General features: G+C 67.7%; 19 protein-coding genes. 12 read left to right on the forward strand and 7 right to left on the reverse strand.

The window, feature by feature from the left end; translation table 11 throughout:
- From CCS38_RS31350 to CCS38_RS31360, 3 genes are all read left to right on the forward strand, one after another.
- On the forward strand, positions 1-1,210 hold a 1,210-nt coding region (locus CCS38_RS31350), incomplete at its 5' end, for a lycopene cyclase family protein (RefSeq protein WP_223736716.1).
- 129 nt (positions 1,211-1,339) lie between these two features.
- A complete protein-coding gene (locus CCS38_RS31355) occupies positions 1,340-2,068 on the forward strand; it encodes a class I SAM-dependent methyltransferase (protein ID WP_223736717.1) in 729 nt (242 codons plus the stop codon).
- A gap of 26 nt (positions 2,069-2,094) precedes the next feature.
- The gene (locus CCS38_RS31360) at positions 2,095-3,660 is read left to right on the forward strand and encodes an FAD-dependent oxidoreductase (protein ID WP_223736718.1); all 1,566 of its coding nucleotides are present in this window, start codon (positions 2,095-2,097) and stop codon (positions 3,658-3,660) included.
- Between the two features lie 168 nt (positions 3,661-3,828).
- Here the strand turns inward: CCS38_RS31360 and CCS38_RS31365 are convergent, their stop codons facing one another.
- The 4 genes from CCS38_RS31365 to kilB all read right to left on the reverse strand — a co-directional run bounded on the left by CCS38_RS31365 (position 3,829) and on the right by kilB (position 9,044).
- A complete protein-coding gene (locus tag CCS38_RS31365; RefSeq protein WP_223736719.1) occupies positions 3,829-4,878 on the reverse strand; it encodes a Rieske (2Fe-2S) protein in 1,050 nt (349 codons plus the stop codon).
- Entirely contained in the window at positions 4,875-5,876 is a 1,002-nt protein-coding gene (locus tag CCS38_RS31370; protein WP_223736720.1) for a phytoene/squalene synthase family protein, read from the reverse strand. Before CCS38_RS31370 ends, CCS38_RS31365 begins: the two co-directional genes overlap by 4 nt.
- Before the next feature lie 13 nt (positions 5,877-5,889).
- A complete protein-coding gene (locus CCS38_RS31375) occupies positions 5,890-7,446 on the reverse strand; it encodes a phytoene desaturase (RefSeq protein ID WP_223736721.1) in 1,557 nt (518 codons plus the stop codon).
- 1,130 nt (positions 7,447-8,576) lie between these two features.
- Positions 8,577-9,044 (reverse strand): plasmid transfer protein KilB, encoded by a 468-nt coding sequence (kilB, locus tag CCS38_RS31380; RefSeq protein ID WP_223736722.1) that lies wholly within the window; start codon positions 9,042-9,044, stop codon positions 8,577-8,579.
- 291 nt (positions 9,045-9,335) lie between these two features.
- Between kilB and CCS38_RS31385 the strand changes: the two genes are divergently transcribed.
- The 4 genes from CCS38_RS31385 (at position 9,336) to CCS38_RS31400 (ending at position 13,344) form a co-directional block, all read left to right on the forward strand.
- Positions 9,336-10,289: a GNAT family N-acetyltransferase gene (locus CCS38_RS31385; protein WP_223736723.1), complete on the forward strand. Its 954-nt coding sequence runs from the start codon at positions 9,336-9,338 to the stop codon at positions 10,287-10,289.
- Between the two features lie 345 nt (positions 10,290-10,634).
- A complete protein-coding gene (locus CCS38_RS31390; RefSeq protein ID WP_223736724.1) occupies positions 10,635-11,186 on the forward strand; it encodes a hypothetical protein in 552 nt (183 codons plus the stop codon).
- 1,095 nt (positions 11,187-12,281) lie between these two features.
- The gene (locus tag CCS38_RS31395) at positions 12,282-12,698 is read left to right on the forward strand and encodes a hypothetical protein (RefSeq protein WP_223736725.1); all 417 of its coding nucleotides are present in this window, start codon (positions 12,282-12,284) and stop codon (positions 12,696-12,698) included.
- 10 nt (positions 12,699-12,708) lie between these two features.
- Positions 12,709-13,344, forward strand: a complete 636-nt coding sequence (locus CCS38_RS31400; RefSeq protein ID WP_223736726.1) for a hypothetical protein — start codon at positions 12,709-12,711, stop codon at positions 13,342-13,344.
- Positions 13,345-14,018: 674 nt separating this feature from the next.
- Here the strand turns inward: CCS38_RS31400 and CCS38_RS31405 are convergent.
- Complete coding sequence (locus CCS38_RS31405; protein WP_223736727.1) at positions 14,019-14,747, reverse strand: GAF domain-containing protein; 729 nt, start codon at positions 14,745-14,747, stop codon at positions 14,019-14,021.
- A 323-nt stretch (positions 14,748-15,070) separates the two neighbouring features.
- On the opposite strand from CCS38_RS31405, the gene CCS38_RS31410 reads away from it, so the two are divergent.
- The gene (locus tag CCS38_RS31410; RefSeq protein ID WP_223736728.1) at positions 15,071-15,304 is read left to right on the forward strand and encodes a hypothetical protein; all 234 of its coding nucleotides are present in this window, start codon (positions 15,071-15,073) and stop codon (positions 15,302-15,304) included.
- Between the two features lie 468 nt (positions 15,305-15,772).
- Here CCS38_RS31410 and CCS38_RS31415 read toward each other — a convergent pair whose 3' ends face one another.
- Positions 15,773-17,482, reverse strand: coding sequence for a pentapeptide repeat-containing protein (locus tag CCS38_RS31415; RefSeq protein ID WP_308050901.1), 1,710 nt, complete (start codon positions 17,480-17,482; stop codon positions 15,773-15,775).
- A 1,023-nt stretch (positions 17,483-18,505) separates the two neighbouring features.
- Here CCS38_RS31415 and CCS38_RS31420 point away from each other — a divergent pair.
- Together CCS38_RS31420 and CCS38_RS31425 are read left to right on the forward strand one after the other, a co-directional pair.
- Positions 18,506-20,200, forward strand: coding sequence for a GMC oxidoreductase (locus tag CCS38_RS31420; RefSeq protein WP_223736730.1), 1,695 nt, complete (start codon positions 18,506-18,508; stop codon positions 20,198-20,200).
- Between the two features lie 233 nt (positions 20,201-20,433).
- A complete protein-coding gene (locus CCS38_RS31425) occupies positions 20,434-21,414 on the forward strand; it encodes a hypothetical protein (protein ID WP_223736731.1) in 981 nt (326 codons plus the stop codon).
- A gap of 343 nt (positions 21,415-21,757) precedes the next feature.
- Here the strand turns inward: CCS38_RS31425 and CCS38_RS31430 are convergent, their stop codons facing one another.
- A complete protein-coding gene (locus CCS38_RS31430; RefSeq protein WP_223736732.1) occupies positions 21,758-24,451 on the reverse strand; it encodes an ATP-binding protein in 2,694 nt (897 codons plus the stop codon).
- Between the two features lie 404 nt (positions 24,452-24,855).
- On the opposite strand from CCS38_RS31430, the gene CCS38_RS31435 reads away from it, so the two are divergent.
- Both CCS38_RS31435 and CCS38_RS31440 read left to right on the forward strand, forming a co-directional pair.
- Positions 24,856-25,197: a hypothetical protein gene (locus tag CCS38_RS31435; protein ID WP_223736733.1), complete on the forward strand. Its 342-nt coding sequence runs from the start codon at positions 24,856-24,858 to the stop codon at positions 25,195-25,197.
- Positions 25,190-25,974: AfsR/SARP family transcriptional regulator (locus CCS38_RS31440; protein ID WP_223736734.1), on the forward strand; the 785-nt coding region annotated here is incomplete at its 3' end. The genes CCS38_RS31435 and CCS38_RS31440, both read left to right, overlap by 8 nt.

Consider the following 25,974-nt stretch of genomic DNA (forward strand, 5'->3'; position numbering starts at 1 on the left):
GGATGTCGTGATTGTGGGGGCGGGGGCGGCTGGTCTGTCGCTTGCCCATTGGTTGTCTGTGGGTCCGGCACGCCGCCGCCCTACCGTGGTTCTCGTTGAGGCGCCGCGCGGGCCGCTGCGGTCGCCGGAGCGTACCTGGTGTTTCTGGCAGGCTCCCGGTGGGCCGTATGACAGGGCCCTGACTGCCTCTTGGGAGCGGTTGCGCGTTCGGTCCCCGGAGGGGACTGAGATGGTCGGACGGCCCGCGCCGCTGCGCTACAACATGCTGCGCTCCGGCGATTTCGAGCGGCTGGTCGGCGATCGGCTGGCCGGTATGGAGGGCTTCCAGATGATCCGGGCCGAGGTGACGACCGTGCGGGATGCGCTCGGTGGTGTCGAGGTGCACGGTTACGACGACGCAGGCCGCCCGGTCGGCCTGCGGGCCCGGTGGGTGTTCGACTCCCGGCCGCTGCGTCGGCTGCCGCCGGCCCGCACCTGTCTGCTGCAGCACTTCCGCGGCTGGTTCGTTCGCACCGAGCGTCCGGCGTTCAGCCCGGGGACCGCCGACTTGATGGACTTCCGTACTCCGCAACCCCCGCACGGTCTGTCCTTCGGGTATGTCCTGCCGCTGAGCGCGCACGAGGCGCTCGTGGAGTACACGGAGTTCTCCCGAAAGGTGCTCGATGATGCCGAGTACGAGCGGGCGCTGCGCCGTTACACCGCGGATGTGCTGGGCCTGGGTGCCTTGGAGGTCACCGCCACTGAGCAGGGTGTGATTCCGATGACCGATGCGCGTTTCCCGCGCCGCGCGGGCCGTTCGGTGTTCCGTATCGGTACGGCCGGTGGCGCCACCCGGCCCGCCACCGGGTACACCTTCTCCGCGGTGCAGCGCCAGACGCGGGCCGTGGCCGCCCGTCTGCTGGCCGGGCGGGTTCCGCTGCCGCCGCGCCCGCACCGTACGCGGTCCCGGGTGATGGACGCGGTGTTGCTGCGCGCCTTGGACAGCGGGCGGGTCGATGGCGCGGATTTTTTCACCGGCCTGTTCCGCGAGGTGCCGATGGAACGGTTGTTGCGCTTTCTCGACGGCCGCTCCCGCCTGGGTGAGGACCTCCGTATCGGCCTGCACACCCCCGTCGGCCCGATGCTCCGCACCGTGGCCGAACTCCCGCGCCTGCCACGCCGCGACCCGCCGCCGGGCCCGCCCTCGGCCAGCCGCCCGGCACCGCCGTGAACCGACCCACCTCCCGCCGCACGACGCACACCGTACGACGCACACCGCACACCGCACACCGCACACCGCGCGACGCACACCGTACGACGTACACCGCACGCCCAGCCGCCGATCGGAAGAGCCCGCTCCATGCCCCTGTTGCGTGATGACGCCCTGTCCGCCGCGTTCGACCACGCCGCCGCCACCTATGACCGGCTGGTCGCGGTCAACCCCGGCTACCACGCGCAGCTGCGGCGCTCGGCGCGGCGGCTTGGGCTGCCCGCGGCGGGACGCTGGCTGCGCCTGCTGGATTTGGGCTGCGGCACCGGCGCGTCGACGGCGGCGCTCCTCGCGGTGGCCCCGCACGCCGAGATCGTGGCGGTGGACGCCTCCGCCGGGATACTCGACCGGGCCCGCGCCAAGGCATGGCCGCACAACGTCTCGTTCGTGCACACACCGGCGGAACGGCTCGAAGCGGCCGGTGTCACCGGGCCGTTCGACGCGGTCTTCGCCGCGTACCTGTTCCGCAACGTGGCCGACCCCGATGCGCTCCTCACCGCCGTACGCGGCCTGCTCGTACCGGGTGGGCGGATCGCGGTGCACGAATACGCCCTGGGCGGCCGGGCCGTGGACCGTGTGGTGTGGACCGCGGTCTGTCGCGGCGTCGTCCTGCCCGCGGGGCGCCTCGCGGGTGACGGGGAGTTGTACCGTCATTTGTGGCGCAGCGTGGTGGAGTTCGACACCGCCCCCGACTTCGGCCGCCGGATGGCGCGGGCCGGATTCGACCGGGTGCGGGTCCTGCCGCTGCCCGGCTGGCAGACCGGCATCACGCACACCGTGGTCGCGACGGCCCCGGGGACGACGGAGGTGGCTGCATGAGTACGGGCCGCATGAGTATGGGCCGCATGAGTACGGATCGCATGGGTGCGGACGGTAGGGCCCCGCGGCGCGGGCGGGACCGGCGGGCGCGGGTGGTCCCGGCCCCGCGCGGCCGGCGGCGGGTCACGGAAGCGGCGCCGCATGTGGCGGTGGCGGGCGGCGGCATCGCCGGGCTGGCGGCGACGACGGCGCTGGTGGAGCGCGGCGTGCGGGTCACACTGTACGAGCGGGAGCCAGTGCTCGGCGGGCGGCTGGCCGGGTGGCGCACCCAGCTCGCCGACGGCTCGGCGGTGACCATGAGCCGCGGCTTCCACGCCTTCTTTCGGCAGTACTACAACCTGCGCGGGCTGTTGCGTCGTGCGGATCCGTCCCTGGGGATGCTCACCGGGCTGCCGGACTATCCGCTTCAGCACAGCAGTGGCACCCGCGACGGCTTCGCCCGGGTGCCGCGCACGCCTCCGTGGAGCGCTTTGGGTTTCGTCGCGCTCAGCCCCACCTTCGGCTGGCGGGACCTGCTGCGGATGAACGCCGGGGCCGCGCTGCCGCTGCTGGATGTGCGCGTACCGCAGGTGTACGAGCGTTTGGATCGCCTCAGCGCCTACGATTTCCTCTCCCGGATCCGCTTTCCCGAGGCGGCCCATCACCTGGCGTTCGAGGTGTTTTCGCGGAGCTTCTTCGCCGACCCGCGTGAACTGTCCGCCGCCGAGCTGGCCCTGATGTTCCACATCTACTTCCTCGGCTCCAGCGAGGGCCTCCTCTTCGATGTCCCCGACGAGCCGTTCCCGCAGGCGCTGTGGGATCCGCTGGCCCGGTACGTGCGGGAACGTGGCGCCGAGATCCGTACCGGTACGGCGGTGGCGAGCGCCGCCCCGGCACCCGGCGGAGGGCTGCGCGTCACCACCGGGGGCTTTGAGCGGCACCATGACGCGCTGGTCCTGGCGCTGGACGGCGGCGGACTGCGGCAGGTCGTGGCGGCGTCACCCGGCCTCGGTGACGAGCGGTGGCGGGCCCGCATTGCCCGATTGCGCAGTGCGCCGCCGTTTTTGGTGTCCCGGCTGTGGCTGGACCGTCCGGTGGCCGCCGACCGGCCCGGCTTCCTCGGCACCAGCGGGTACGGCCCGCTGGACAACGTCAGCGTGCTGGAGCGCTGGGAGGGCGAGGCGGCGCGCTGGGCCGGGCGTACCGGCGGTTCGGTGGTCGAGCTGCACGCGTACGCCGTCGACCCCGGCGTGGACCGCATGGCCGAACAGGACCGGCTGCTGGCCCAGTTGCGCCGCGTCTATCCGGAGACACGGGACGCGAAGATCGTCGATGAACGTCACGAGTGGCGCGCGGACTGCCCTCTCTTCCCGGTGGGCGGCTTCGCCGACCGCCCGACCGTCCACACCCCCGATCCGGCCGTCGTCGTGGCGGGCGACCTCGTCCGTACGGACCACCCCGTGGCCCTCATGGAGCGCGCCGCGACGACCGGCTTCCTTGCGGCCAATGCCCTGCTGGCCCGCTGGGGCGTGGCGGGCCAGACGCTGTGGACCGTCCCGGAACAGGGCCGCTCGGCCCCCCTGCGTGCGCTGTCGCGCCTGGCGGAGCGGTAGGCGCGCCCCGCGACGGGATCGCGACCGCGGCCGAGCAGGGGACAGCGACAAGACCGCTGCCGGGCGCGGGACCGTTCGCGCGGGCCGCGCCCCGGGGGACCGTACGGTCCCCGGCACGGGCCGCGCGCCGAGGAAGGACGGGTGCGCAGCCCCCGGGGGGAGCCGACCTCAGCCCGGGAAGCGCCCCGTGCTGCGCAGGGCCCAGCGGCGTTCGGCATAGGCCAGATCGTCGCGCCAGAGGCGGGCGGCGGCGGCGCGCATCAGGGGGCGGAGCAGCGGGGCGGTGGCGCGGGCGACGGCGAAGCCGGGGCGGTCGGAGGCGGCGAGGACGGCTTCGACGACGGCGGTGCGCGGCCGGCCGCGGGCATCCGTGCCGAGCGGCGTGGCGTGCGTTTCGACCACCGAGCCCTGGCCCTCGCCTTCCGTGATGTGCATGACGACCGTGCGGGGTTCGGGGGCGGTGAAGACCGCGCGGACCGGCACCACGGCGCGCCCGGCGACCTTGAAGGACACGTCCACGGCGAAGCCGTCCCGCTCGTCCGCGCCCTCGCCCTCGCCTTCGCCTTCGCCCTCGCCCTCGGGGGTGCCGACGACGGTGAGGTCGACGAAGGAGTACGGGTGGAACCACGCGCCGTGCCAGGGGTCGAGCCGGTTGGCGACCACGTCGTCCGGCTCGCAGGTGCCGACGCCCGTGTAGACCGCTGCGACGGCCGTCGCGGGGTCGGGCCGCACCGGGAGGACCGGCCGTTCGCCCGGCTTCTCTCCTCCGGCGTGGTCCAGCCGTACCCAGGCCAGTACTCCGTCGTCGTAGGCCGGGAAGGGCTGCCAGCCGGCGAACGGCTCGCCGTCCAGGGCGAGTCCGTGCCAGTGGCAGATCAGGGTGCCGCAGCGCACTGGGCTGTCCTTCAGGGGCGCCCCGAGGTGCGGGCAGGCGCCGGGGCCCGCCCGGAGCCGGCCCTGCGCGTCCCGCCAGAGCACGATCTCGGTGCCGGCGACGGTCCGGCCCAAGGGGCGGCCGGGGCGGATGTCGCGGGCCGCGCCGATGACGTACCAGTTGCCCGACGGCCGGGCGAGTGCCCGCTTCAAGGCGTCGGCGATCAGGCCCGGTTTGGCCTCCTGCCAGGTGGGGCGCTGCCGCTCCCAGGGGAGGGGATTCCGGCGCAGGCGCAGGGGGAAGCGGCCGCGCTTGCCGAACGGGTCACCGGTGTCGGCGGTCATCGGGTCACCTTCTGCTGCGGGTAGCGGGCCACGCCGGGCGGGACGGGCGGCCCGTGCCGGTCGTGGGCGGCGCGCGCACGGGCGGCGGTCACCTGGGCCAGGCCCTGCAGCGCGACGGCCGCGCGGCGCCGGCGCGGCACCACCGCGCGGCGGTGCACGACGGCGTACCCGTCCTCCCGCACGGCGTCGAGGATGCCACCGTAGAGGACGAAGGCCGTACGGATGCACGGCCGGGAGACCGGAGCGAGCATGGGCAGGCCGGGTGCGGCCTGCCGGTAGACGCCGCGGGTCAGTCCTGCCGCGGCGTGCAGGGCCTCGGTGATGCGCGGGTCGCGGCGGCCGGTGGCCCGGCTCCACAGGAGCAGTTCGCGATCCACGCCGTGCGCGGCGAGCAGGTCGGCCGGGAGGTAGACGCGGCCGCGGTCGAGGTCCTCGCCGACGTCGCGCAGGAAGTTGGTGAGCTGGAAGGCGATGCCCAGGGCCGCGGCGTGCGGTTCGGCCGTCTCGCGCGGGACGACCGTGCCGAGTACGGGCAGCATCTGCAGGCCGATCACCGCGGCCGAGCCGTGCATGTAGCGGTGCAGGTCCGCCAGGGTCGGGTAGTCGGTGACGGTCAGGTCGGACCGCATGGAGGCCATGAAGTCGGTGAAGTGGCGGTGGTCGATGCCGTAGCGGGCGGCGGTGTGGGCGAGCGCGCGTACCACCGGCTCGGGGCTGTCGCCGTGCCGCAGTCCGCTCTCCAGGCGTCGCTGCAGCAGGTCCAGGGCGTGCCGGCGGTCCTCGGTGGTGGCCCGGTCGTCCAGGTGGTCGACGATGTCGTCGGCCCAGCGGGCGAAGCCGTACAGGGCGTGCACGGCGGGCCGGTGCTCCGGCGGCAGCAGCCGGGTGGCGAGGAAGTAGGTCTTGCCGTGCCGGGCGTTGAGCGCGCGGCAGCGGGTGTAGGCGGCGCGCAGGGCGGGGTCGGTGATGCCCGCCGCGTCCAGTTCGCGGTCGGTCATGCCGTGCTCTCCTTCATGCCGTGCTCTCCTTCGTGGCGGGGCGCTCGGCCGGGCCCACGTCCCCGCCCCGGCCGGTGGCGGGGCGCCGGGGAGGGAGTCCGGTGACGCGGGCGGCGGCGAGCTTCCCGGAGAGCAGGACGGTGGGCACGCCGACGCCCGGGGTGGTGCCGCAGCCGGCCAGTACGGCGTTCTCGGTGCCGCGGACGAGGTTGCGCGGCCGGAACGGGCCGGTCTGGGCGAAGGTGTGGGCGACGGAGAAGGGGGTGCCCGCCGCGTGCCCTTCGGCGCTCCAGTCCGCCGGGGTGACCAGGCACTCCTCCTCGATGGCGGCGCCCAGCCCCGGGAGCCCGCGCCGCTCCAGCTCGCGCAGGAGGGCGTCGCGGTACCGGGGCGCGAGGTCGCGCCAGGCGTGCGCGTCGGGACCGAGTGCGGTGTTCGGGCAGGGCGCGAGGATGTAGTGCAGGTGGCGCCCTGGGGGTGCGAGCGAGGGGTCGGTGGCGGTGGGCCGGGTGATGAGCAGGGAGGGGTCGCTCATCAGGCTCCCGGTCCGCGTCAGTTCCTGGAAGGTGGTCCGCCATGCGGCGCCGAAGGAGAGAGTGTGGTGACCGAGGCCCGGCCAGGTGCGGTCGGTGCCGGCGTGCAGGACGACGGCGGAGGGGGAGTGGCGCAGTGGCAGGGGGCGGCGCGGGCGGTGGCCGAGCAGGCGGTAGGCGACGGGCAGGTCGGGGGTGAGCACGACGGCGTCGCAGGGGATGCGGCCTTGCGCGGTGACCACGGCCCGTACGCGGTCGCCGGACCGCTCCAGGCCGGTGACGTCGCATCCGTAGCGGAACTCCGCACCGGCGTCGGCGGCCGCGTCGGCCATGGCCTGCGGCAGGGCGTGCATCCCGCCGCGCGGGAAGTACACGCCGGCCACGGTGTCCATATAGGTGATGACGGCGTAGGCGGCGAGGGCCCGGGCGGGCGGCACCCCGGCGTACAGGGCCTGGAAGGTGAAGACCCGGCGCAGCCGCTCGTCGGTGAGGAACCGCCCGATGCGGGCGTCGAGGCGGCCGAAGCCGCCGAGCGCGGCGAGCCGGGCCAGGTCGGGGGTGAGGAGCTCCAGGGGCGAGTCGAAGTTGGCGTCGATGAAGCGGCGCATCTGGGCCGCGTAAACGCGTTCCAGCCAGCGGCGCAGCCGCCGGTAGCCGGCCGCTTCGCCGGCCCCGGCGAACCGCTCGACCTCTGCCTCCATGGCATCGGCCCGGGTGTGCACATCGAGCCGGCTGCCGTCGGCGAACCGCGCGTGGTAGGCGGGGTGCAGCGGGACGAGGTCGACGCGATCGCGCAGCGACTCGCCGACCGCGGCGAAAGCCTCGTCGGCGAGGTCGGGCATGGTCAAAACGGTCGGTCCGGTGTCGATGCGGTAGCCGCCGCGGTCGATGCGCCCGGCCCGGCCGCCGGGCAGCGCGTGGCGTTCGACGACGGTCACCCGCCGGCCCGCGCCGAGCAGGTGCAGCGCCGCGGACAGGCCGGCGAGTCCGGCCCCGACCACCACGACGTGGTCCGTGGGTCCCTTGAGAGCTTTCATCGGCCGCCTCTCGTCGCATCCGGAAAATGAGGCACCCCGTGATCCGGTGCGGGCGCGCTCTTCGGGTGCGGCGAGCGTACTTTCCCTTTTGCCCGGAGCGGCTGCTTCCCCCCGATATGCGACAGGTTTCGCGCCGCACGCGACCGGGCGGCGCAGCATCTCCTCCAACCGGAGCAACGCCTCTTCCACGACGCCGACTGCCGGACACACCAAGACCGACACCGGTCCTGTCCAGGCAAGCTCCCGAAGGCCGATCCGAGTACCAGTCGTCACTCAGCGTGCGCGCTTCACGAAAAGCGAGCCAGAACCCCAAACCTGCCGGAGCGTCATAGGACAGCAGACTGCTGTCCTCGACAAGCGGAACAACAACCGACGACAACGCATAGCCGACAGTCGACGGAACGCCCACGTGCCGGCCCCCCTCCGGTTGCTCCGTCCCCGCGGGGGCATCTTGGCCCGGCTGACGTCGCGCGGTTCGGTCAGGGCAACGAGCCGACTGCTGGCTGACGACGAACGCGGCGGTGTGGTGGACGTGTGGCGGCATGTCGGTTCCTCCCGGTAGGAAGGAGAACGACAGCAGGTCTGATCAGTTATCCGATGATCTTGTTCAGCCCCATCGCGCTTGCCGCGCTGGAAGGTGCTGGCCGCTGGCGACACCCCCTCCGGCTGCTCCGTCCCCGCAGTGACCTCGAAGTGGCCGACGTCCCGAGGTTCGACCAGGGCAACGAGCCGGCGGCAGGCTGATCCGGTGCACTGGTGACAATGAGGGCGAGAGCGGATGCGGTGAAGGAAAGCCGGTGAGCACCATGTACGTCGTTGTCGTGGCTCGGTGAGGATGGGCAGAAATGAGGCCGGTGGTCTGCGGGTTGCTCAGTTTGTTGAGCGCAGTGGCGGGCATGTGATCTCTTCGCCGTAGGGATGGGCTGTGCCTGCCTTCGGGGGCTTACCGCCCTGGCAGTAGATTCTGTATTTTGAGGAGCTAACGCGAGGGCCTGCTCAACTAGAGCGGAGGCTGGTCAGCTTCGCAGAGCCGTCGGTAGTGGTGGTCGAAGCGTGGGCTGTGTCTGTCCTCGGCCGTGGTCACCGGTACCCTTCGTATCCTTTCGCGTCCAGGCTCGCGCAGCGGGTGGTCAGAGGATCTGCGATGCTGCCTGGGCCAGGAACCTGTCGAGAGCCAGGCGGGCGGCCTGGCCACGCTCTGCGCGGTCTTGCTCACTCGCCGCCAGGTGGACATCGGTTGCGGCGTCGAGGGCATCTTGAGCTAGCTGGCTCAGGGTTGAGTCACCGCAGACAAGACGCACCCGGCAGAGAGACGCGGTAGCGTCGGCTCGACGCTGGTATGACTCTTCGCGTGCTCTGGCGAAATCGGCACTGGCAGGATCTTCCTGTCTCGAATGCCAGCGGTCGTTCTGGCTTCTCCGAAAGTCCGTGAGGGTGGCGGCAAGCGCGCTGTAGGCAGCAGTCTTCTCATGCCACAACTGCTGGCTGCGCGCGAACAACTCGCCCTGTCGAGCGATATGTCGCTGGAACAGGAAGGTGAGAGTGGAACCAGCCAGGGTGCCGACCACCGCAACCAGACTCGTGAAGACAGGATTCATGTGCGCAGCTTCCCGCTTGCAGACAGCGAGTGGAATGACCTGCCCGCCACCGCGATCCACATGGTCAGGAACAGGCCCTCGACCGAGTCGAGGGCTGCGTATCCACAGGCAGCCGACGCAGTAGCCCAAGCTGGCAACGCCAGCAACACTTGATTACGGGACGCCTTTGAGGAGAGCCCGGGGGACCTTTGTTCTCGGCTCGACAGCCAACTCCTCGCCCCCGGGTCGCCCGGTGCTGGGTCCTGGGAAAGTCTGTTGCAGGCCGGTCTCTCGGCGCCGGACAGTGGAGTCATGACTAGGCTCACTGGCCTGCCCCCGGGCATGGCTGTACGCCCAGCACGGTGTGATGATGCGGTGGCAGTGTGCGCACTGCTCAACGAGATCGACCTGCTGGAGATCGGCCGCGCGGACACCGAACTCGCCGAGATTCAAGCGGACTGGAAGCGGCCCGAGGTGGACATGGCGCGCGACTCTTGGCTGCTGTTCGAAGGCGGTCGCTTGGTCGGATACGGCCTGCTGTGGGACGAGTCCGGCGGTGAGCGGATCGACATTGACCACTACGTATTGCCGGACCAGCTGCCAGGCGCTCTGCACCTCTTCGAGCTGATGGAGGCTCGGGCTGCGCAGCGAGCAGCTGCCAACGGGGCGTCACAAGCGGTGGTGCACCTGCACCTCAACATCGCACCCACCACGGACCTGCACGCGCTGCGCGGACGAGGCTGGCGCCCAGTCCGCCGCTACAACGTGATGACCCGCCAGCTCTCCCGCACAGCTGACCGCAGCCCGACACCGCCCCAGGGGGTGACACTGCGTCCCTGCCTGACCGAGCCGGACCGTCGGCGCGCCCACGCCCTGTTGCAGGAGTCCTTCACCGGCCACTTCGACTTCCAGCCGCGCACGTACGAGCAGTGGTGGGTGGACATCGACGCCGAGCACGCTGACTGGTCACTGATGTGGATCGCACACCTCGACGGCGTCGGAGGCGTCGGGGTACTGCGCAGCGACAACCACCGCGCCTCGATGGCCTGGATCGGCAATCTCGGCGTCTTGGCCCGAGCCAGAGGGCACGGCCTGGGGAGTTACCTTCTACGCCACGCCTTCGGACACTACGCTGCGCTGGGCCGTCAGCGGATCGGCCTTGGGGTGGATACGGACAACAGTAGCGGTGCACTCGCGTTGTACGAACGGCACGGCATGTCCCTCGACCACGCAGTGGATACCTGGGAGCTGATTCTTCCCGCCTGAATAGCGGCTGGTTCTTCGGTCGCGTACTCAGCCCAAACTCGATGCAAGCTGTGGTTGTTGATATGGCGGGCAGCGTCGCAGGCATAAGTATGGATGGTCAGCGCGGATGGTGTAGCGCCCTCCGATGTCCAGGTAGCGAAACAGAGCGGTGGCCAAGTCCGAAGCATGGTGCTGCCAGCCGTGGGTCGGCGCCGTAGGTGCCCAGGGCTCGGCGGTGGTGGTCGATGATCTGTGGAAAAGGGCCCTGCCGCGCGTAGGCCAAGCCAGGTAGGTCAGGGATATGCACTGACTTACCGGGACTCGGCCTACGCGACATTCAGCCAGGTCCACGCCGAGTCCGGAAAGTTGACCGGTGGGGCCGGCGCACGCCGGGCGGCCGACCAGCGCCGCTTCATGGAAGAGAGCTTTAAGGAACGTATGGCCCGTTGGAAGCAGGAGCAGGAGCAGGAGCAGGAGCAGGAGCAGGAGCAGGAGCGCCGACGGCAGGAGGAGCGGAAGCGAGCCCGCGCTCTGGGAAGGCACCAGGCCGCCATTCACGAGCTCTTGGAACGGCAGGCCGCATTGGAGGAACCGGTCTTCCATTTCGTCCGCCGGGAAACTGGCAAGGATCCCTTCCTGCCCGATGAGAGCGCGCCGGAGCTCGTCATGGGTGTCCCGGTGTACCTCGGGCTGACCCGCTACGGCGTCGTCTGCCCCGTGGCCAGCAGAATCACCGCCGTCCGCGACCGCCTCGCCGCGCTCATGGTGTGCGTCGCCTCCGAAAAAGAGCGTCGGCGCATCGCCGCGCAGGCCCGCCCCGGGCAACGGATCGAGGTTCTGTACGGTAGCCCGGCCGCCGCGCCGTCCCCGCCCCTGCCGACGGGACAAGGAATCCTTCCTCTCCCGGACGTGAGCTAGCTGGCCGCAACGGACTCTCGGCGAGGGTGAGGACTCTGCGGCTCCCATCGTCGCCGCGACCTTGGAGGAGGAACAGGACTTGAGCTGGGAGTAGGTGCAGTTCTTCGAGTCCGACGCGCACGCAGTGCCCTGCCTCCACCAAGCGGCATCCCGGGCGGTGCAGGGTGGCGTTCACCGATTTCGTCACGGCGGCGCCCACGGTGATGGAGCGCCGTCACACGTGCCGCAGTGCGGCCTCGCTCACGCCGTGCTCGCAGGTTGCCACGATAGCGCGGATGCCGTGTTCGTCCCCAGAACGAACAGCGTCAGCAGCAGGCGGTGCTGCAGGTGGCGCAGTCAATGCGGTCGTAGGCGGCGACCGAGGTGAACTCGTTGGTGAAGCCGGTCAGGAAGTCGACGTTCTTCAGCACGTCCAGCAAGGTTCAGGACGCCGCAGCGGCGTACGACCTCGTCCTTCAGCGCCTGCAGTCCGGTGGGCTCCTCCAGAAGCTCCAGCTTCGGCACGGTGATCCACGGCTCGCCCTGGGGCGGCTCGACGGCCATCAGCTCCACGGCCCGGAAGGTGCTTCCCGATGCCGCTGTGCTGGCCGCGCGGAGCACGGCGTCGGCCGCCGCCCGCGCTGCCCGCGCGGTATTCGCACAGAGGCGCCCGCAGCGTGCATGCTGCGGGCGCCTCTGTGCGGTGCGAACATCGGGGCGTTCGCCCCGATCCAGTTGGCCGGTCCCGCGGCAACAGGCCGGCCCATCCCTGTTTGTGTCGAGTGGCAACGGCCAGGGCGACCGTGACGGAGACAACGATGAGGTGCCCATGACAGCCATGGCGGGACACGCAACCGGGCACTCCTCACCCTCCCGAGAGCAACAAACCCACCCCCGGCCCAGCCCGGGCCAAGGTGCGGTTGTCCTCGGCAACCGAGGTATCCCACGCGACGTCCCTACATCGCACTCCTCTTCGCTATGGATATAGGCGATGGCACGAGCATGAGCGGAACGGAGGTGGACCGCAACCCTGAGCAGGGGGCGTATGTGGGACAGAGCTGAGGGGCGCGTGGCTGGCAGGAGACTGACCGGGATTCAGAGCAGTGGTGAGCTGCGATGACGACAGGCGCGTCGTTTCAACTGGTTCTGGGACAAGATGGAACGACCGCGCCCTATCGGCTGGACTCGGCCACGATCGACCGGAAGTCTTCTGTAGGAGGTGTCGGATTTCCCTGCTCGGCAAAGCTGGGAGATCGCCGCGATGCCGTGTCGAGTGGCAACGAGCCGGAAGGAACCACCGTGAAGAACGCACCTCAGGCTTCTTTCTGCATCGAAGGGCTATCAGGCCCCGATCGTTCCCTGCCCACTGCGCCCGCGATCGTCGTAGTCGTCGTTCTGACGCTCTTCACCGGCCTCACCCTGTTCGGAATGCCGGCCGAGAGCGTCGCACTCACCCTGGGGGCCGGTGGCCTGCTCGGCATCGAGCTGGTGCGCCGACTCATCCAGACGTTCCCCCACCATCGTTCCCGGTAGGGGCCCGGTGATGGGGTGCACCAAGGGCGCCCCGGCTGAACAGGCCCTAGGAGAGCTGGCGGAGTGGCTCACACTGCTTCGCCAACGCTCCGGCCTCACCTACAGCCAGATGGCGCATGCCTCCGTCGAGATGGGCCTGCCTGTCTCCATCGGCACCCTCTTTCGCGCGGACAAGGGCCGCTCCCTCCCGGCGTGGCCGACCGTCCATGCCTACGTCAGGTCTTGCGGTGGCACCGTAGGCCCTGCGAAGCGGCTCTGGGGCAGGGCGGCTCGGGCCAAACTGCGGGGCCCTCATGTCACCGCCCCGCCACCTGTCCGGGTGGTGCCGGCCCTGCCTTATATCACCGAACCCGCCGAACTTCTCCAGGCCATGCGGGAGCTGCGGCTCTCCGTGGGGCAGCCGTCGCTGCGCATCCTCGAGGTCAGGGCGGCGGTCCCGGGGGGCGGCGGCAGCTTCCTGCCCCACAGCACCCTGGGCGGCGTGCTGAACGGGACGCGGAGTTGCACCAGAGAGCTCCTTAAACACTTCGTTGCAGCCTGCGGAGTGCACCGCCGAACAGACCTTCAGCAGTGGGTGGCGGCCTGGAACCGGGTCGAGCGCTACCGCAGCAACGGCGCCGCCCACACCTACGCCCGGGCTTGCTGACTACTAACCGGATGCTCGACGAACCGCGGGCTTCGGCCGCGCTGCGCGCCAAAGCCCGCGGTTCGTGGCAGGGCGAGTGCCAGGCGCCGGTTCGATCTCCGCGAGAGGCGGATAGGCATGGCCCGTACCGGCTCGTGATGAGACGGTGTTGTGGCTACGCCATAGGGCTCAGTGACAGGAGCGTGTCTTGGGCATTCTCATGACGTGAGGATCGGTGTCCGTCTGGGGCACTGCGCGGGCAGGAGTAGCCTGTGCGCCCTTGACTTGACGGGGATCGCGGTATGGCGGTACGAGGGCGCCGCGGAGGCTGAGCAACGGCTGCTGCTCCTTTGGTGGAGGCATGGGGCGGGGAGAGCAGACCGGGAGCGCCCGTGACAGGCCGACCCGACCTGGGCCTGTGCGTACATACCTGGTCACGCACCGGGGACCTGTCCTGCTGCTGTGGGCCGCTGACATGCCAGCCGCCGGGAGTGCCCGGGCCTCATAAGCCCGCTGACCGGGCACAGCGGTCTGCGGCCGCGGCTGGGCGCCGGGTGGTCCGAGCAAGACGGCCTCGTCTCTCGGCAGGCAACAGGAGCTCAGGCTGAAGCGAGCCCGGATGGCGCGGGCGGTTGGGCGTTTACCATTGTCGGACGCTGGAAGTGATCGCGTGGGAGCACTGTACTGATTCTCGCTCAGCGGCCAACGGCCAGTGCAACGCCTAAGAGGCGTGCGAGGACGGCAACGATGCTCACATCATCCTGGTTGAGGTCGCCGCGGTTCAAACTGTCTACAGTAAGTACACCTAGCGATCTGTCTCGCACCTTCACAGATGCATTGATGTAGGTTTTGTACTTCTCACCATCGGGCCTCAAGCTCTCCGAGAGTTCATCGACATCTCGAATGAAGATATCCTGCCCTTTGTCGTAGAGCTCCAGTAACTTCCTCCCGCGCTCGTCGTCCGCGCTGAACGTTTCGGTGGGCGGTTCGCCGCGTCCGCTCCATAAGTGATTCTTGCACTGGAGTTCTCGCCGGCCCGTTGCGTCCCGCACCTCCTCCAAAAGGCAAGCGCGCGTATCGTGGTTCCCAACCAGTTGAGCTACCAATGTGACGATGGACAACTTCATTTGCTGCTTGAGTCGCGCTCGCTCGCTGCCGGTGGAACTGACGATATCGTCGAGCAGCGCCACGATCGGCACCAAAACATCCTCGTATGCCTTCCGCTGGTTCCGGGTGGCAGCCGCGGCTGCTTGACGCGCTGTGGTGACCTGTCGTTTGGTTAACAGTACTGCGGCAATCACGCTTACGGCACCGATGATGGTGATCGTTGTGTACAACCATGCAGGCATGTCCAGCCCGATGACCATCTGCGCCACATAGGACGAAACGGCCAGTGCGGCCGCGCCGATCGCACCCCAGCCCACGGAGCCCCCTGACGCGCTTCCCTGATTTTAGTCATGCTGTCACAGATAATACACAAAGCGCGGCGCTAATGGACTAGTATGTGTTTACTGCTAAGCGCAGTAGGGGATGACCGGGATAGGCTGCCGCATCACCTCGATGTGCGCTGCCTGCAGTTTTGGGTGGCCAATCGTGTCAAACCGCCTGTTGGCGGTCAGGTCGGGATGGGGCATGCACGCAAAGAGAATCCAGCAAGGTCATCTTTTCCCCTTCAGTGGGGGTGGGGCTCGTGTCCACTTCTGAGAAGGATGAGGAAGGTCATCAGAGTTGCAGGGGGGAGTCTGTCATGGGAACACCAGTGGAAATCTCGTCAGGCCGCGCTTTAGATGCATTCAAGTTGGATCCGCGCATAGGTGAGTTCAAAGCCAACCCTGTGTCTTACATAACGGACCGAGCAGAGAAGCTTCGGTCCGGCAACTTCGGTGCAGAAGAAGTTGAAATAAATAAAAAGCAGTGGCAGCGAGTCCGTAGTATGGCTGGCGCGATCCTGCATCGACTTTTTTCGTTTGGTCGGCCGTGATAGTGCTACTGGCACTCAGAATCGGCGCGCCCAAGTCGGGTGATTCCTGACAGCTGCCGCATCAGAGGCTGGTCGCGATCGTCCATGTCCGTCAGGGGTGACAGGGCAGCCAGGTCGCCCCTGGTCCGCACGGCGGCAAGACAGGGAGCAGCGGTAGCTCGTGAGAGGCCGTCTTTACGCTGCGGCTTCCGTGTTTGCCCAGCGCAAGACCACGAGCCCAGCTGAAGTTCATGCCTGAAGTGATCTAACGCTTGGCTTGCTGGGCGGGTACAGACAGATGCTTGTGGGGCCTGTAGCAGCTCAGCGCCGTGGCGCAGCAGGGCGTGACTCGCGGCATCCCCGGCACCCACGAGTTTGCCGAGCGCTCAAGGTCAGCACCGACCTGATCTCACTGCTCTGTCCTCGGTGGGATCGCTGCGGTGCTAAGAGGCCAGGCGTTGAGGTCGCTGACCATCCGGTGGCGGGTGGTCAGCGTTTGATGCGTCCGCGGACGGCGAAAACCGCGAGAGCCAGGAGGGTGGGTTCGAGGAGGCGGGAGATCATCTCGATATAGGTGCCGGCGGTGGTCAAGTCCTGTCCGCTGGCGCGGAACACCACCGAGTTGAGAGTGACGTTCAGGGCCTTCTCGAAGCGGTGGCGGGTGATCCTGTCTTCGCTGGGATTCTGTGCAATATCCTTCTCTATGACGAAGGTGACGTTGCCTCCGCTGGAGGGTACTGACCCGGTGGCTCGCTGCTTAGGGGAGTCCCGGGGGAGGCCGAAGCCCATCAGCAACACGACGGTGACGAGCATGGCGGCAAGGAGCCAGCCCAGCGCCCGGGATGCGCGCAGGCCATAGCCAGACAGTAACCAGTAGCCGTGCAGCAGTCCGCGTTCAGTGCGGGTGGTGCCGGTTCGATCGTGGCGGCGCATCTCCATCTCGCCGTAGTAGAAGTCCGCCGCGCCCGGCTCGTTCTTGGTGTCCTCCAGGGACTTGCGCAAGGCCCGGTACACCGGCGCCAACTGAGCTGGCCCGGTGTGCCCGGCGCCGAGCACCGCTGTATCCCAGCCAGGGACTGCTGTCGGCTGGCTCGCGCGCCAGTGGTGTTCTTCGGCCAGGGTTCGGCGTTGGGTGAACCGCACGGGGTGCCAGCGTCGCCAATGTGTGCGGGGCGGGACCATACCGAAGGAGCAGGTTCCCTCCAGCCGCAACTGGTCCAGATGCACGGTCCCGGTGAATAGACATTCCGATAGGTCGACATCAGCGAGGACCAGGTGGGCCGCGTCCACGCCACGCAGCGAGACCACCCGGACCGTGGCGGAGGCATCGGCAAGAACCTGTTCATCCACCGGTTGGCCAGGCGGGAGTACGAAGGGGGCGGCCTTCTCAGCGATCGTGAGGGGGTGTTCGAAGACCGCGTGGGCGAAGTCCACAGTGGCATAGCGCAGACGCAGCTCGGCCGTCGAAGACCAGCGGGTTCGCCAACACACCAGGTGACGTGCAGCGAACGAGAGGAGGGCCGGGCCACTGAACACTGCCTCGGACAACAGCACCTTCCCGGCGCACATCAACGGCCCAAGGCTGACTGACCGCTGGAAAATCGACTGTTCGAACCGGGCGTCCCGGTGAATGACCGCCGACTCGAATCCGGCGTCGCGCTCGAAGGTCGCCGCCCCGAAACGGGCCGCATGCTGGAATTTTGCCGCCCTGAACCAGACGCCGTTGTGAAAGGTCACAGACTCATACCGAGCATCGCGCTGGAAGGTCGTCGACTGGAAGCCGGCCTCGTCCAGGAAGGTCGCTGATTCAAACCGCGCTGCTTTCTGGAAGATTGCCGATCCAAATCCGGCGATGCTCTCGAAGGTTGCCGACTGGAACCAGGCCATCTGCCGAAACGTCGCCGCCCCGAACCAGACACCGGCGCGGAAGGTTGCTGACTCGAACCGGGCTACGCCTTGGAAGGTTGCCGACCCGAAGCCGGCGAAACCCTGGAAGATCGCTGACTGGAACCAGGCGTCCCCTCGGAAGGTCGCCGATCCGAACCGCGCGAACCCAAAGCGGGGATGCCCGGTGGAGGGGTCGCGCAGTGCGTTGAGGAGAGAGTTGAGAAGGGGCTCGGTGAAGGCGGTTCCGCGGTGGTCGATGTCGGTGCCGGGGGACAAGCTGTCCAGGTAGGCGGCCCGGTCGGTCTGGGCCAAGTGGGCGAGGCATGTGCTGCGGCCGGGGACGCGGATGCCGCGGCAGCCAACGGGATCGGTAGCAGCGTCTGCGCCGTACGCGCAGTGTGGCCAGGACGGTGTTCCAGGGGCATGAGGTCGACGTGTGCTCATCGTGTGCCGCCTTTTTGGTAAGGCATGGTGAGGGACGCATTGGCCTTGTCCCCGGCATCGAGGCCGCACCGCTAACGATCATTTGGGTTTCCGTGCGTGCGTCACTTTGGGTGCGGCGACCCGTTTCCACCTTTGCGAATTGGGCCTCACATGGCGAGCCGGCCTTCAGGGCGTAGGAATGATCCAGCATGGCTGACGGATCTGCTTGTTGGCGTTCAGCTAGATACGGTGCGCCGAGTAGTTGTTTCCTCCTGCGCTGCCTCTCGGCGCTTTTGTTCGGCGCAACGTGCCCGTTCAGTATGTTGCAGTTCCTGGGGGCGCGGTCCGCATCCACGGTTGCTGAGAAGAACGAGGACGTCAATGTGGCACAGGCCTCCAGGGTGGCAACAATGAGAGAGGTGATCGTGCCAGACATACCCACCCCGCGCGTAGCCACATTAATGTATCGCGAGAGGCGGTAGTTTCTCCGTCCTGCAGTCGGCCGCGGCTTCACATGACAAGGGTGAGTTATCGGGAGGCGAGAGGCGCAGGCAGCATCGACTGGTTTGAGACACGTGCAGAGGACGGGGGCTGTATCGGAAGCCCTGGCGCGGTCCGACCTAGCGCTGACGGTGGAATACAGGAACGAGATGGCCGAGTATGCGGCGCACCGTTTTAAGGCATTAGTGAAGAAGCTCGGACACATTTCGGCCTTGCGTCCACAAGAACCATGCTGTTGCAACCAGTGTAGATTGGTTGCGCTCCATTCCTTGACTCTCCCCGGGAACGCCATCACGCTGGTCCCGGCAATCGATGCCGGAAGGTTGGTTCTGCTGGATACCTGGCCATGCAGGCGAAGTGCACACCTCAACAGTCATGGCGCCTATCCCTGTATGAAGCTAGGGGAATGTGATGGCGGAGGCGGACGCAGAGCACGTTGACACGGTGGTTGTGGGTTCCGGTTTTGGTGGATCGGTCACCGCTTATAACCTTGCTCAAGGAGGACAGCGGGTTGTCGTCCTGGAACGCGGCCGACGCTACCCGCCCGGATCGTTTGCTCGGACCCCGCGTGAGTTGAGCAGAGCATTCTGGGACCCGAGTGAAGGGCTGCTGGGGCTCTTCGACGTCTGGTCTTTTCGCGGATTTTCAGGAATCGTCGCGAGTGGATTGGGCGGCGGATCACTCATTTATGCGAATGTGCTGTTGCGTATGGATGAGAAGTGGTTCGTCCTCGACCCGCCCGGCGTCGAAGGGTATCAGATGTGGCCGGTGACCCGTGCCGACCTCGAGCCACACTACGATGAGGTCGAGCGGATGCTCCGTGCCGAGCGGTATCCGTTCGAGACCCCCGGGTATGCGGTGGGCAGGGCCGCAGCGATGCGGGATGCGGCGAAGCGCCTCGGCTTGGAGTGGGAGCTTCCACCGCTGGCCGTGACGTTCGCGGCGTCCGGCCGTACCGCGCCGGACCTGGTGATCCCGGAACCGTCCTATGGCAACATCCACGGTCTTCAACGCACCACTTGCAGGCTCTGCGGTGAGTGCGACATCGGATGCCAGAGCGGCAGTAAGAACACGCTCGACCACACCTACCTATCGGCGGCTGACCATCACGGCGTCGACATCCGTGACGGGCGCGAGGTCCGGTCATTCGAGCCGACGGGAAGCGGTTGGCAGGTCCGCTACGTTACCCACCTGGCGAAGCATGAGGGGCAGCCGGTCGACACCGCTTCGCTGCGCCCGACGACGCTGACCTGTGACCGGCTCGTCTTGGCCGCAGGAACCTTCGGCACGACGTATCTACTGCTGCGCAATAAGGATGCTTTGGCCGGACTGAGTCCCCTGCTCGGACACCGCTTTTCTGGCAACGGAGATCTGCTCGGCCTTGTCTTCGATGCGCAGGAGGCGGAGGGGCGGGTGCGGGATCTGGGCAGCTCCGCCGCGCCCGTTATCACCAGCGCCATACGCGTTCCGGACACCTTGGACGGTGGCAGTGGCCGCGGCTATTACGTGGAGGACGCAGGATACCCAGGCTTCGTGGACTGGCTGGTCGAGGCCTCCGATATCCCTGGTGTCGCCTCGCGCGTGCTCCAGGCGGTGTACGCGTTCGTCCTGACCCGGTTGACGCCCAGTCCGAAGACGCAGATAGGGGCGAGAGTATCCCGGCTCCTGGGGTCTGGCAGCAGCTCGGCGGGGGTCACCCCTTTGCTGGGCATGGGACGAGACATCCCGGACGGCATCATGCGGTTACGTGGGCGCCTGCTGGATATTGACTGGACGCCAGAGACATCACGCATTTACTTCGATCGAGTCGACAACACGATGAGGCAGCTCGCCAAGGAATTGAAGGGAGAATTCCGCCCGAACCCCGCGTCCTGGCTCGACCGCATCGTGACGGTGCATCCCCTTGGTGGGGCGCCGATGGGGCGCTCACCTGCCGAAGGCGTCATAGATTCATATGGCCAGGTATTCGGCCACCCTGGGCTCTTCGTAGTTGACGGTGCCGCGATGCCCGGACCCATCGGCGCGAACCCTGCTTTGACGATAGCGGCGTTCGCCAACCGATCCGCTACCGCGATCCTCGAGGGCCGCACCGACGATGTGGAGTGATCTCCGGGAGCAGGGTGAAGCAAACCACGTCTCCGTCGTGCCCTGACGGTGACCGGATCGCATGGGCCAACAGTAAATCCCGGCACACCAGCCAAAGGGGCGAAAGCGACGCGGCCACTTTCCGGCCACCGCGCTAGCGCGCTGCGAAACACTCGTTCCTGGTCGACTCCGGGACGTCCGCACCCGGACATCTTCCCCTGGAGGCCACTGTGAGCTCTCACTGCCGCGTAGCCGTGACATTCATCCATGGCGTCGAAACCAGCGACGCATCCTTCGCCGACACGGCAACCCGGTTGCTCAAGCGGGCATTCACCCGCCATACGGGAACCGACGCCGACGACGCGCTGGTCATTAGGCCGGTGCACTGGGCCCCGGCATTGCAGGATATCCAGGACAAGCTGCACGAGGTCAGCTTCGGTCCCCCCTCCCGCCGTTTCCTTCGTCTGCTCGACTCCTGGTCCACCCGGCTCAACGCCGGCGGGGCGGAGGCCATCTGGCCGCTCCTGGCTACCGTCGGGTGGCGGCGCCTGCCGGGGGTGCCCCGGCCGCACTATGCCGTGCTCCGATGGGGGGCGACCCATTTCATAGGCGATGCCATCGCCTATCAGATCACCCGCGGGGACCGCAGCCTGTACGACGAGGTGCACGGCTACGTTGCTCGGACGCTGCGTGAACTGGCTGACGCGTCGGATGGCGCCGCACCCCTGTGCGTCATCGCGCACAGCCTGGGCACCGTGGTCACCAGCAATTACTTCTACGACCTGCAAGTTCAGTACACGGACGGCGGACGACCGCTTGTCACACCCTCGGTGACCGAGTGCATGCGTCAGACACCGTTGGAGCGCGGGGAGACACTGACCCTGCTCTACACGCTGGGGAGCCCTCTGGCGCTGTGGTGTATGTCCCTTCCCGACTTCGGAACGCCTCTCCTGATGCCGCCGCCGAAGTTGCGTGAGCACCACCCAGGCGTCAGTCATGAGTGGATCAACTTTCAGGATCCTGACGATCTGTTGGCCTACCCGCTGCGGCCGCTGTCCGACGCGTACAGGCAGCAGGTCACCAGCGATCGCGAGGTGTCTGTAGCGCCTCGGTGGGTGGGATGGACACCGCTGGCGCACTGGTGGTACTGGAACGATCTCAAGGTCATCGATCCCATAGCCCGCTCACTGGCTCGTGTCTGGAGTGAAGTAAACGGGCTCACCGAACTGCGCTGAGAACGGGGAGTGCCAGCTTGAGCGCTCGCTGGTCAGGAACTATGACAAGGGGCTGCCCTGACGGCGAACCACCCCGTCGGAGCCATGGGCGCTGACCGAGCCAATGGCACCGGAGACACGACACGCACCCGCTACTGGGCGGTCGTGGGCTCGCTAAAGCCGTACGGAGGTGCCGCACGCAGCCTCACCGGCAGGGGCAGAACATGGAGGTGGCGAAGATGGGCCGTGGTGTGACGACTTTCCGGGCCGGCTGGCTGCGCTCTCGACAGCTGCAAGTAATGTGGTTGTGTCCTGCCCCTGACCAGCGGCAGGGAGGGGCGCGGGCATGATCGGGCACGAAGGCTCACCAGCGCCAGGCGATGCGGGTGGTGGGGTCCGGGGCATAGCAGCAGTACGTTCCTGTCCGTATGCTGCGTTCCAGGTGTTGACCAAGTACAGGTTCTTGTTTGGCGATCCGCTTCACGGCTGACTTCAGGGCCTTGGTCACGTTCAGACGGGCCCGCTCACTGTCGGAGGCGGCTTTGCGGTCGCGGCCGCCGAGCCCGACGGCGCCGGCAAGCTGCTCGGTGATGGCATCGGCCTCAGCCCGGACGCGTTCGGATCGACCGGTGTCGTTGTGCTGTTGGGCCTCATCGAGTTCTTCAGCCAGCTCCTGAAGCCGACGACGGTAGGCAGTCTTGGCCTGGTCATCCAGGATCGCGCCGGCATCGCCGGGCCCGAAGTGCAGAGATTCCGCGCCGACTGGGGTGACCGGTGTCCCGGTGTGTCGCCCGGCGGTACCAGTAGTGGCCAGGTCGAGGGCAAGAAACTCCCGGCCCGGCTCTTTGAGCAGCCGGGACAAATAGCCCAGTCCCACTGTGTGTTTCAGGTGAAGGGCCTGATCACGGTGGGTAAGGACCCAGTATTCACCCTCCCTCCGCAAGGTGGCTTGCTCCGGTGCCGGTGCCGGCCCGTCGCCGACGGAGGACACAGGGCGCGGGCAGGGCGATTGAGGCCCGGGCACGCCGAGCTCTTCTGCGGCAGCCAACACGGCCGCATCGAGTGACCACTGCCGACCGTGTTCGCATGCTGCATCGAAGTGTTGGGGCCCGATCGTTGCCCGGCCTTCAGCTATGGCGGCGGCTCGCCATTCCTTCAAAAAAGAGATCACTGCTACTCCGGACTCTTCCCGGACCTTCTCCGAGGCGCCAAACAGGGCTGCAGCCTGCTCCCAGCGCCCGTCGGCTCCTGTCAGCAAACCGGTGATCTGGAATACCTCGGCCAATCCCCACCGAGCGTTGAGACCGCGGAAACGGCGTAGCGCCTCGCCTGTACAGGCGAGGGCATCGCTGATGTCACCCAGGCCCCACGCGGTGGCTCCGAGACTGAGCGCGGCCCAGGCGATGCTCTTGGGCTCACCCACCTCGCGCAGTAGCTCGGATGCTGTTTTGCTGTGGATGCTGGCCCGTGCGAAGGCGCCGCGGGCGAACTCCACTGTGGCCAGGAATATGTGGGAATAGCCCTCCACCCATGGATCCCCTGATTTCACGGCCGTATCGAGCGCCTCGCCCAGGGTATCGACCGCGCCCTCCGTGTCCCCGATCAGGAGAGCGCTGAACCCGACATAGTTCAAAGCGTAGGCCAGTCCATGCAGATCACCGCCTCGTCGCGCCAGGGACGCGGCCTGACTGCAGGCACGCCTCGCGCGGTGGACATCTCCTTGGATCACGGCGAGGAGCGCCAGCCCGTTCAGGGCCCGCACCCGCTCGCTGGCTGAGGCATCGGAGTCTGCCTCCAAGGCACGCTCCAGCCAGACCCGGCCCTCGGTGTAGTGGCCGTGCAGTTCCCAGAAGGAAGCCAGGGCACCGGCCAGCCGCACTGCACCATCGACGTCAGACGCTGTCAGAAGCCATTCGAGCGCCGCTCTGAGGTCGTCGTGCTCGGCCTCAAGCCGGTTCAGCCACACTGTTTGGTGCGGGCCTCGGAACTGTTCCCATGCCTGTTCGGCCAGACCCAGGAAGTACGCGGCATGCTGTGCAGAGAGAGAGGCGATTACGCCACGTCGGTGCAGCCGGTCAAGTCCGTAAGCCCGCAAAGTCTCCAGCAGCCGGTACCGCCATGGGCCGTCCACTGAGGTGACCGTCACCAGCGACTTGTCGACCAGTTTCGAGAGCAGTTCCCCGAGGATCACCTTGCCCTCTCGTGCGGCAATTATGGCCTCAACGGCCTCCAACGTGAAGGTACCCGTGAACACTGCGAGTCGCTCGAACAGTGCGCGCTCCGGCTCGCCGAGCAGGCCGTAACTCCAATCGACCGCTTTGCGCAGGGTTCGATGGTGCGGTAGAGGGTCCCGGCTCTCCAGCGCCAAGAGATGGAACCGATCCTCCAGCCGCCGTTTGATCTGTTCGACCCCCAGAGAGTTGATTCGTCCGGCGGCCAGCTCGATGGCCAGCGGCAGGCCATCCAGCCTCCGGCAGATCGCAGCCACCCCTGCGGTGTTGGAGTTCGTGAGCTGAAATCCTGGATCGACCGCCGCGGCCCGATCCAAAAACAGACGCACCGCGTCGAAGCTTGTGACGCTGGCCTCGGGGGCGACCTCCGGTGGAGTGCTGAGTCCTGAGACCGGCCAGAGTGCTTCTCCCGGGATCCCGAGGCGCTCCCGGCTCGTCGTTAGCACACGAAGATTGCCACAGGTCGTCAAGAGCAGGTGCGCAAGCTCAGCGACCGGTTCCAGGAGGTGCTCGCAGCTGTCCAGGAGGAGCAACATGTCGGCCTCGCGCAGCTGCTCCGCCAAGACTGTGGGCAGCGCTCTTCCGACCTGCTCGGGCACGTTGAGGACTCTCGCGACGGAGTGCGCCACCACCAGCGGCTCGGTCAGGCCCGCCAATTCGACGACCCACACCCCATTCCGGTAACGGGTCTGCACGCTGGTGGCCACCTCTATGGCCAGGCGGCTCTTACCAACCCCGCCGGCGCCGGTCAATGTCAACAATCGCGTCTGTTGCAAACGGGCGCAGACATCATCAACTTCCTCCTGACGGCCGACGAAAGTCGTCAACGGTACAGGGAGGTTGTTCGGTCCCCCGACCACTACCATCTCCGACGCTCCAACTGAGCGGCATTCAGGCGTTCCTGAGGGCCAGCATAGATTCGGACCGGGACCGGGACAATCGAGACGAGTGCCCACTTGTTGCTATTGCCGATCGCGCCCACAGGGCTGCCCCAGCAGTGAGCGCGCACGCCTGACAGCGACCAACACCGCTCAAGGAGACGATGACGACGGCACCGGGCACCACCAGACATGCGTAGCGAACGCCTGGAGCGCAGCGTACGTACGGCAACGTACTGCCACTCCGCCTGACGTTGCTGAAATACGTGCCGTGCCGCTGCGAACCACGATGTTCCCTCCCCATGCACGCCGCTGGACCGACACAACGCTCGGCCTCGGCGAGGGAGCTCACCGTGACAGCCACCATCGATCTCTTGACCGTTGCGAGGGCGGAAGCGCTCTTCAGCAGCGACTTGCCTACGGGCTCTCAGCTGCGCTGGGAGGAGCTGGCTGCGGCTGTTGGGCAGGCGATTCGCCACCGGGGCGGCACCCGCGGCTGTGCCGCCGTACTCGCCGGCGCCTACGGCGAATACCCGCAAACTGCGGTGTGCGCGCATGCGTTGGGCGCTGCAGCAGGTCCGCGCTGTCTACCCGGCGGCTCGGCACTGAACTGTCGGCAAGAGCGCCGCTGCTCGTCCGAGCGCCTCAAATACGGTCTTGACGATTACTCAGCGCATGGAGGCGGTCATGAGTGATCAGCTGGCATCGAACGCCTTACGGTACGAGGTGCTCGGTCCGCTGCGGGTATGGCTGGAAGGGGCGGAATTGGTTCTGGGACCTGCGCAGCAGCGGAGGGTGTTGGCGGTGCTGCTGCTGCATGCGAACAAATCGGTGAGCCGGGAGCAACTGATAGATGCGGTATGGGGGACGGCGGTGCCAGCCCGTGCGGTGAACCTTCTGCAACGGAACGTCTCCGCACTACGCCGGCTTCTCGAACCCCATCGGGCGCCGCGGGAGCCGTCTGAGATTTTGACCTGGACCGACGCCGGCTATCTGCTGACCGTCTCGAACGGCCAGCTCGATCTTTTGGCGTTCGAGCGCGCGGCCGAGCAAGCGCGGGCCGCCCGGGCCGCCGGCGACCTGCCCGAAGCAGCCAAGGCCCTGCACGGCGCGTTGCGGCTGTGGCGCGGGCGGCTGTGCGAGGGCCTGGCCGGCCCGCTGCTGGACACCGAGCGATACCGGCTGGAGGAACAGCGCCTGGGTGTGGTGGAGCAGCGCATCGAGATGGACCTGGCGCTCGGCGTCGACGTAGACCTGGTTGGTGAGCTACGCCGACTGATCGCCGCGCATCCGCTGCACGAGAGGCTGCACGGCCTGCTCATGCGCGCCTTGCACCGCTCTGGCCGGCAAGCCGAGGCATTGCAGGTATATCAGGAGGCACGCCGCCTGCTGAATGAGGAGTTGGGGGTCGAACCCGGTGTGGAACTGCGACGCACGCAAGAACAAATCCTGGCCGCCGATGCTGTCTTGGA

The organism is Streptomyces purpurogeneiscleroticus, from assembly GCF_020024005.1.
In the GTDB taxonomy this organism is placed as follows: domain Bacteria; phylum Actinomycetota; class Actinomycetes; order Streptomycetales; family Streptomycetaceae; genus Streptomyces; species Streptomyces purpurogeneiscleroticus.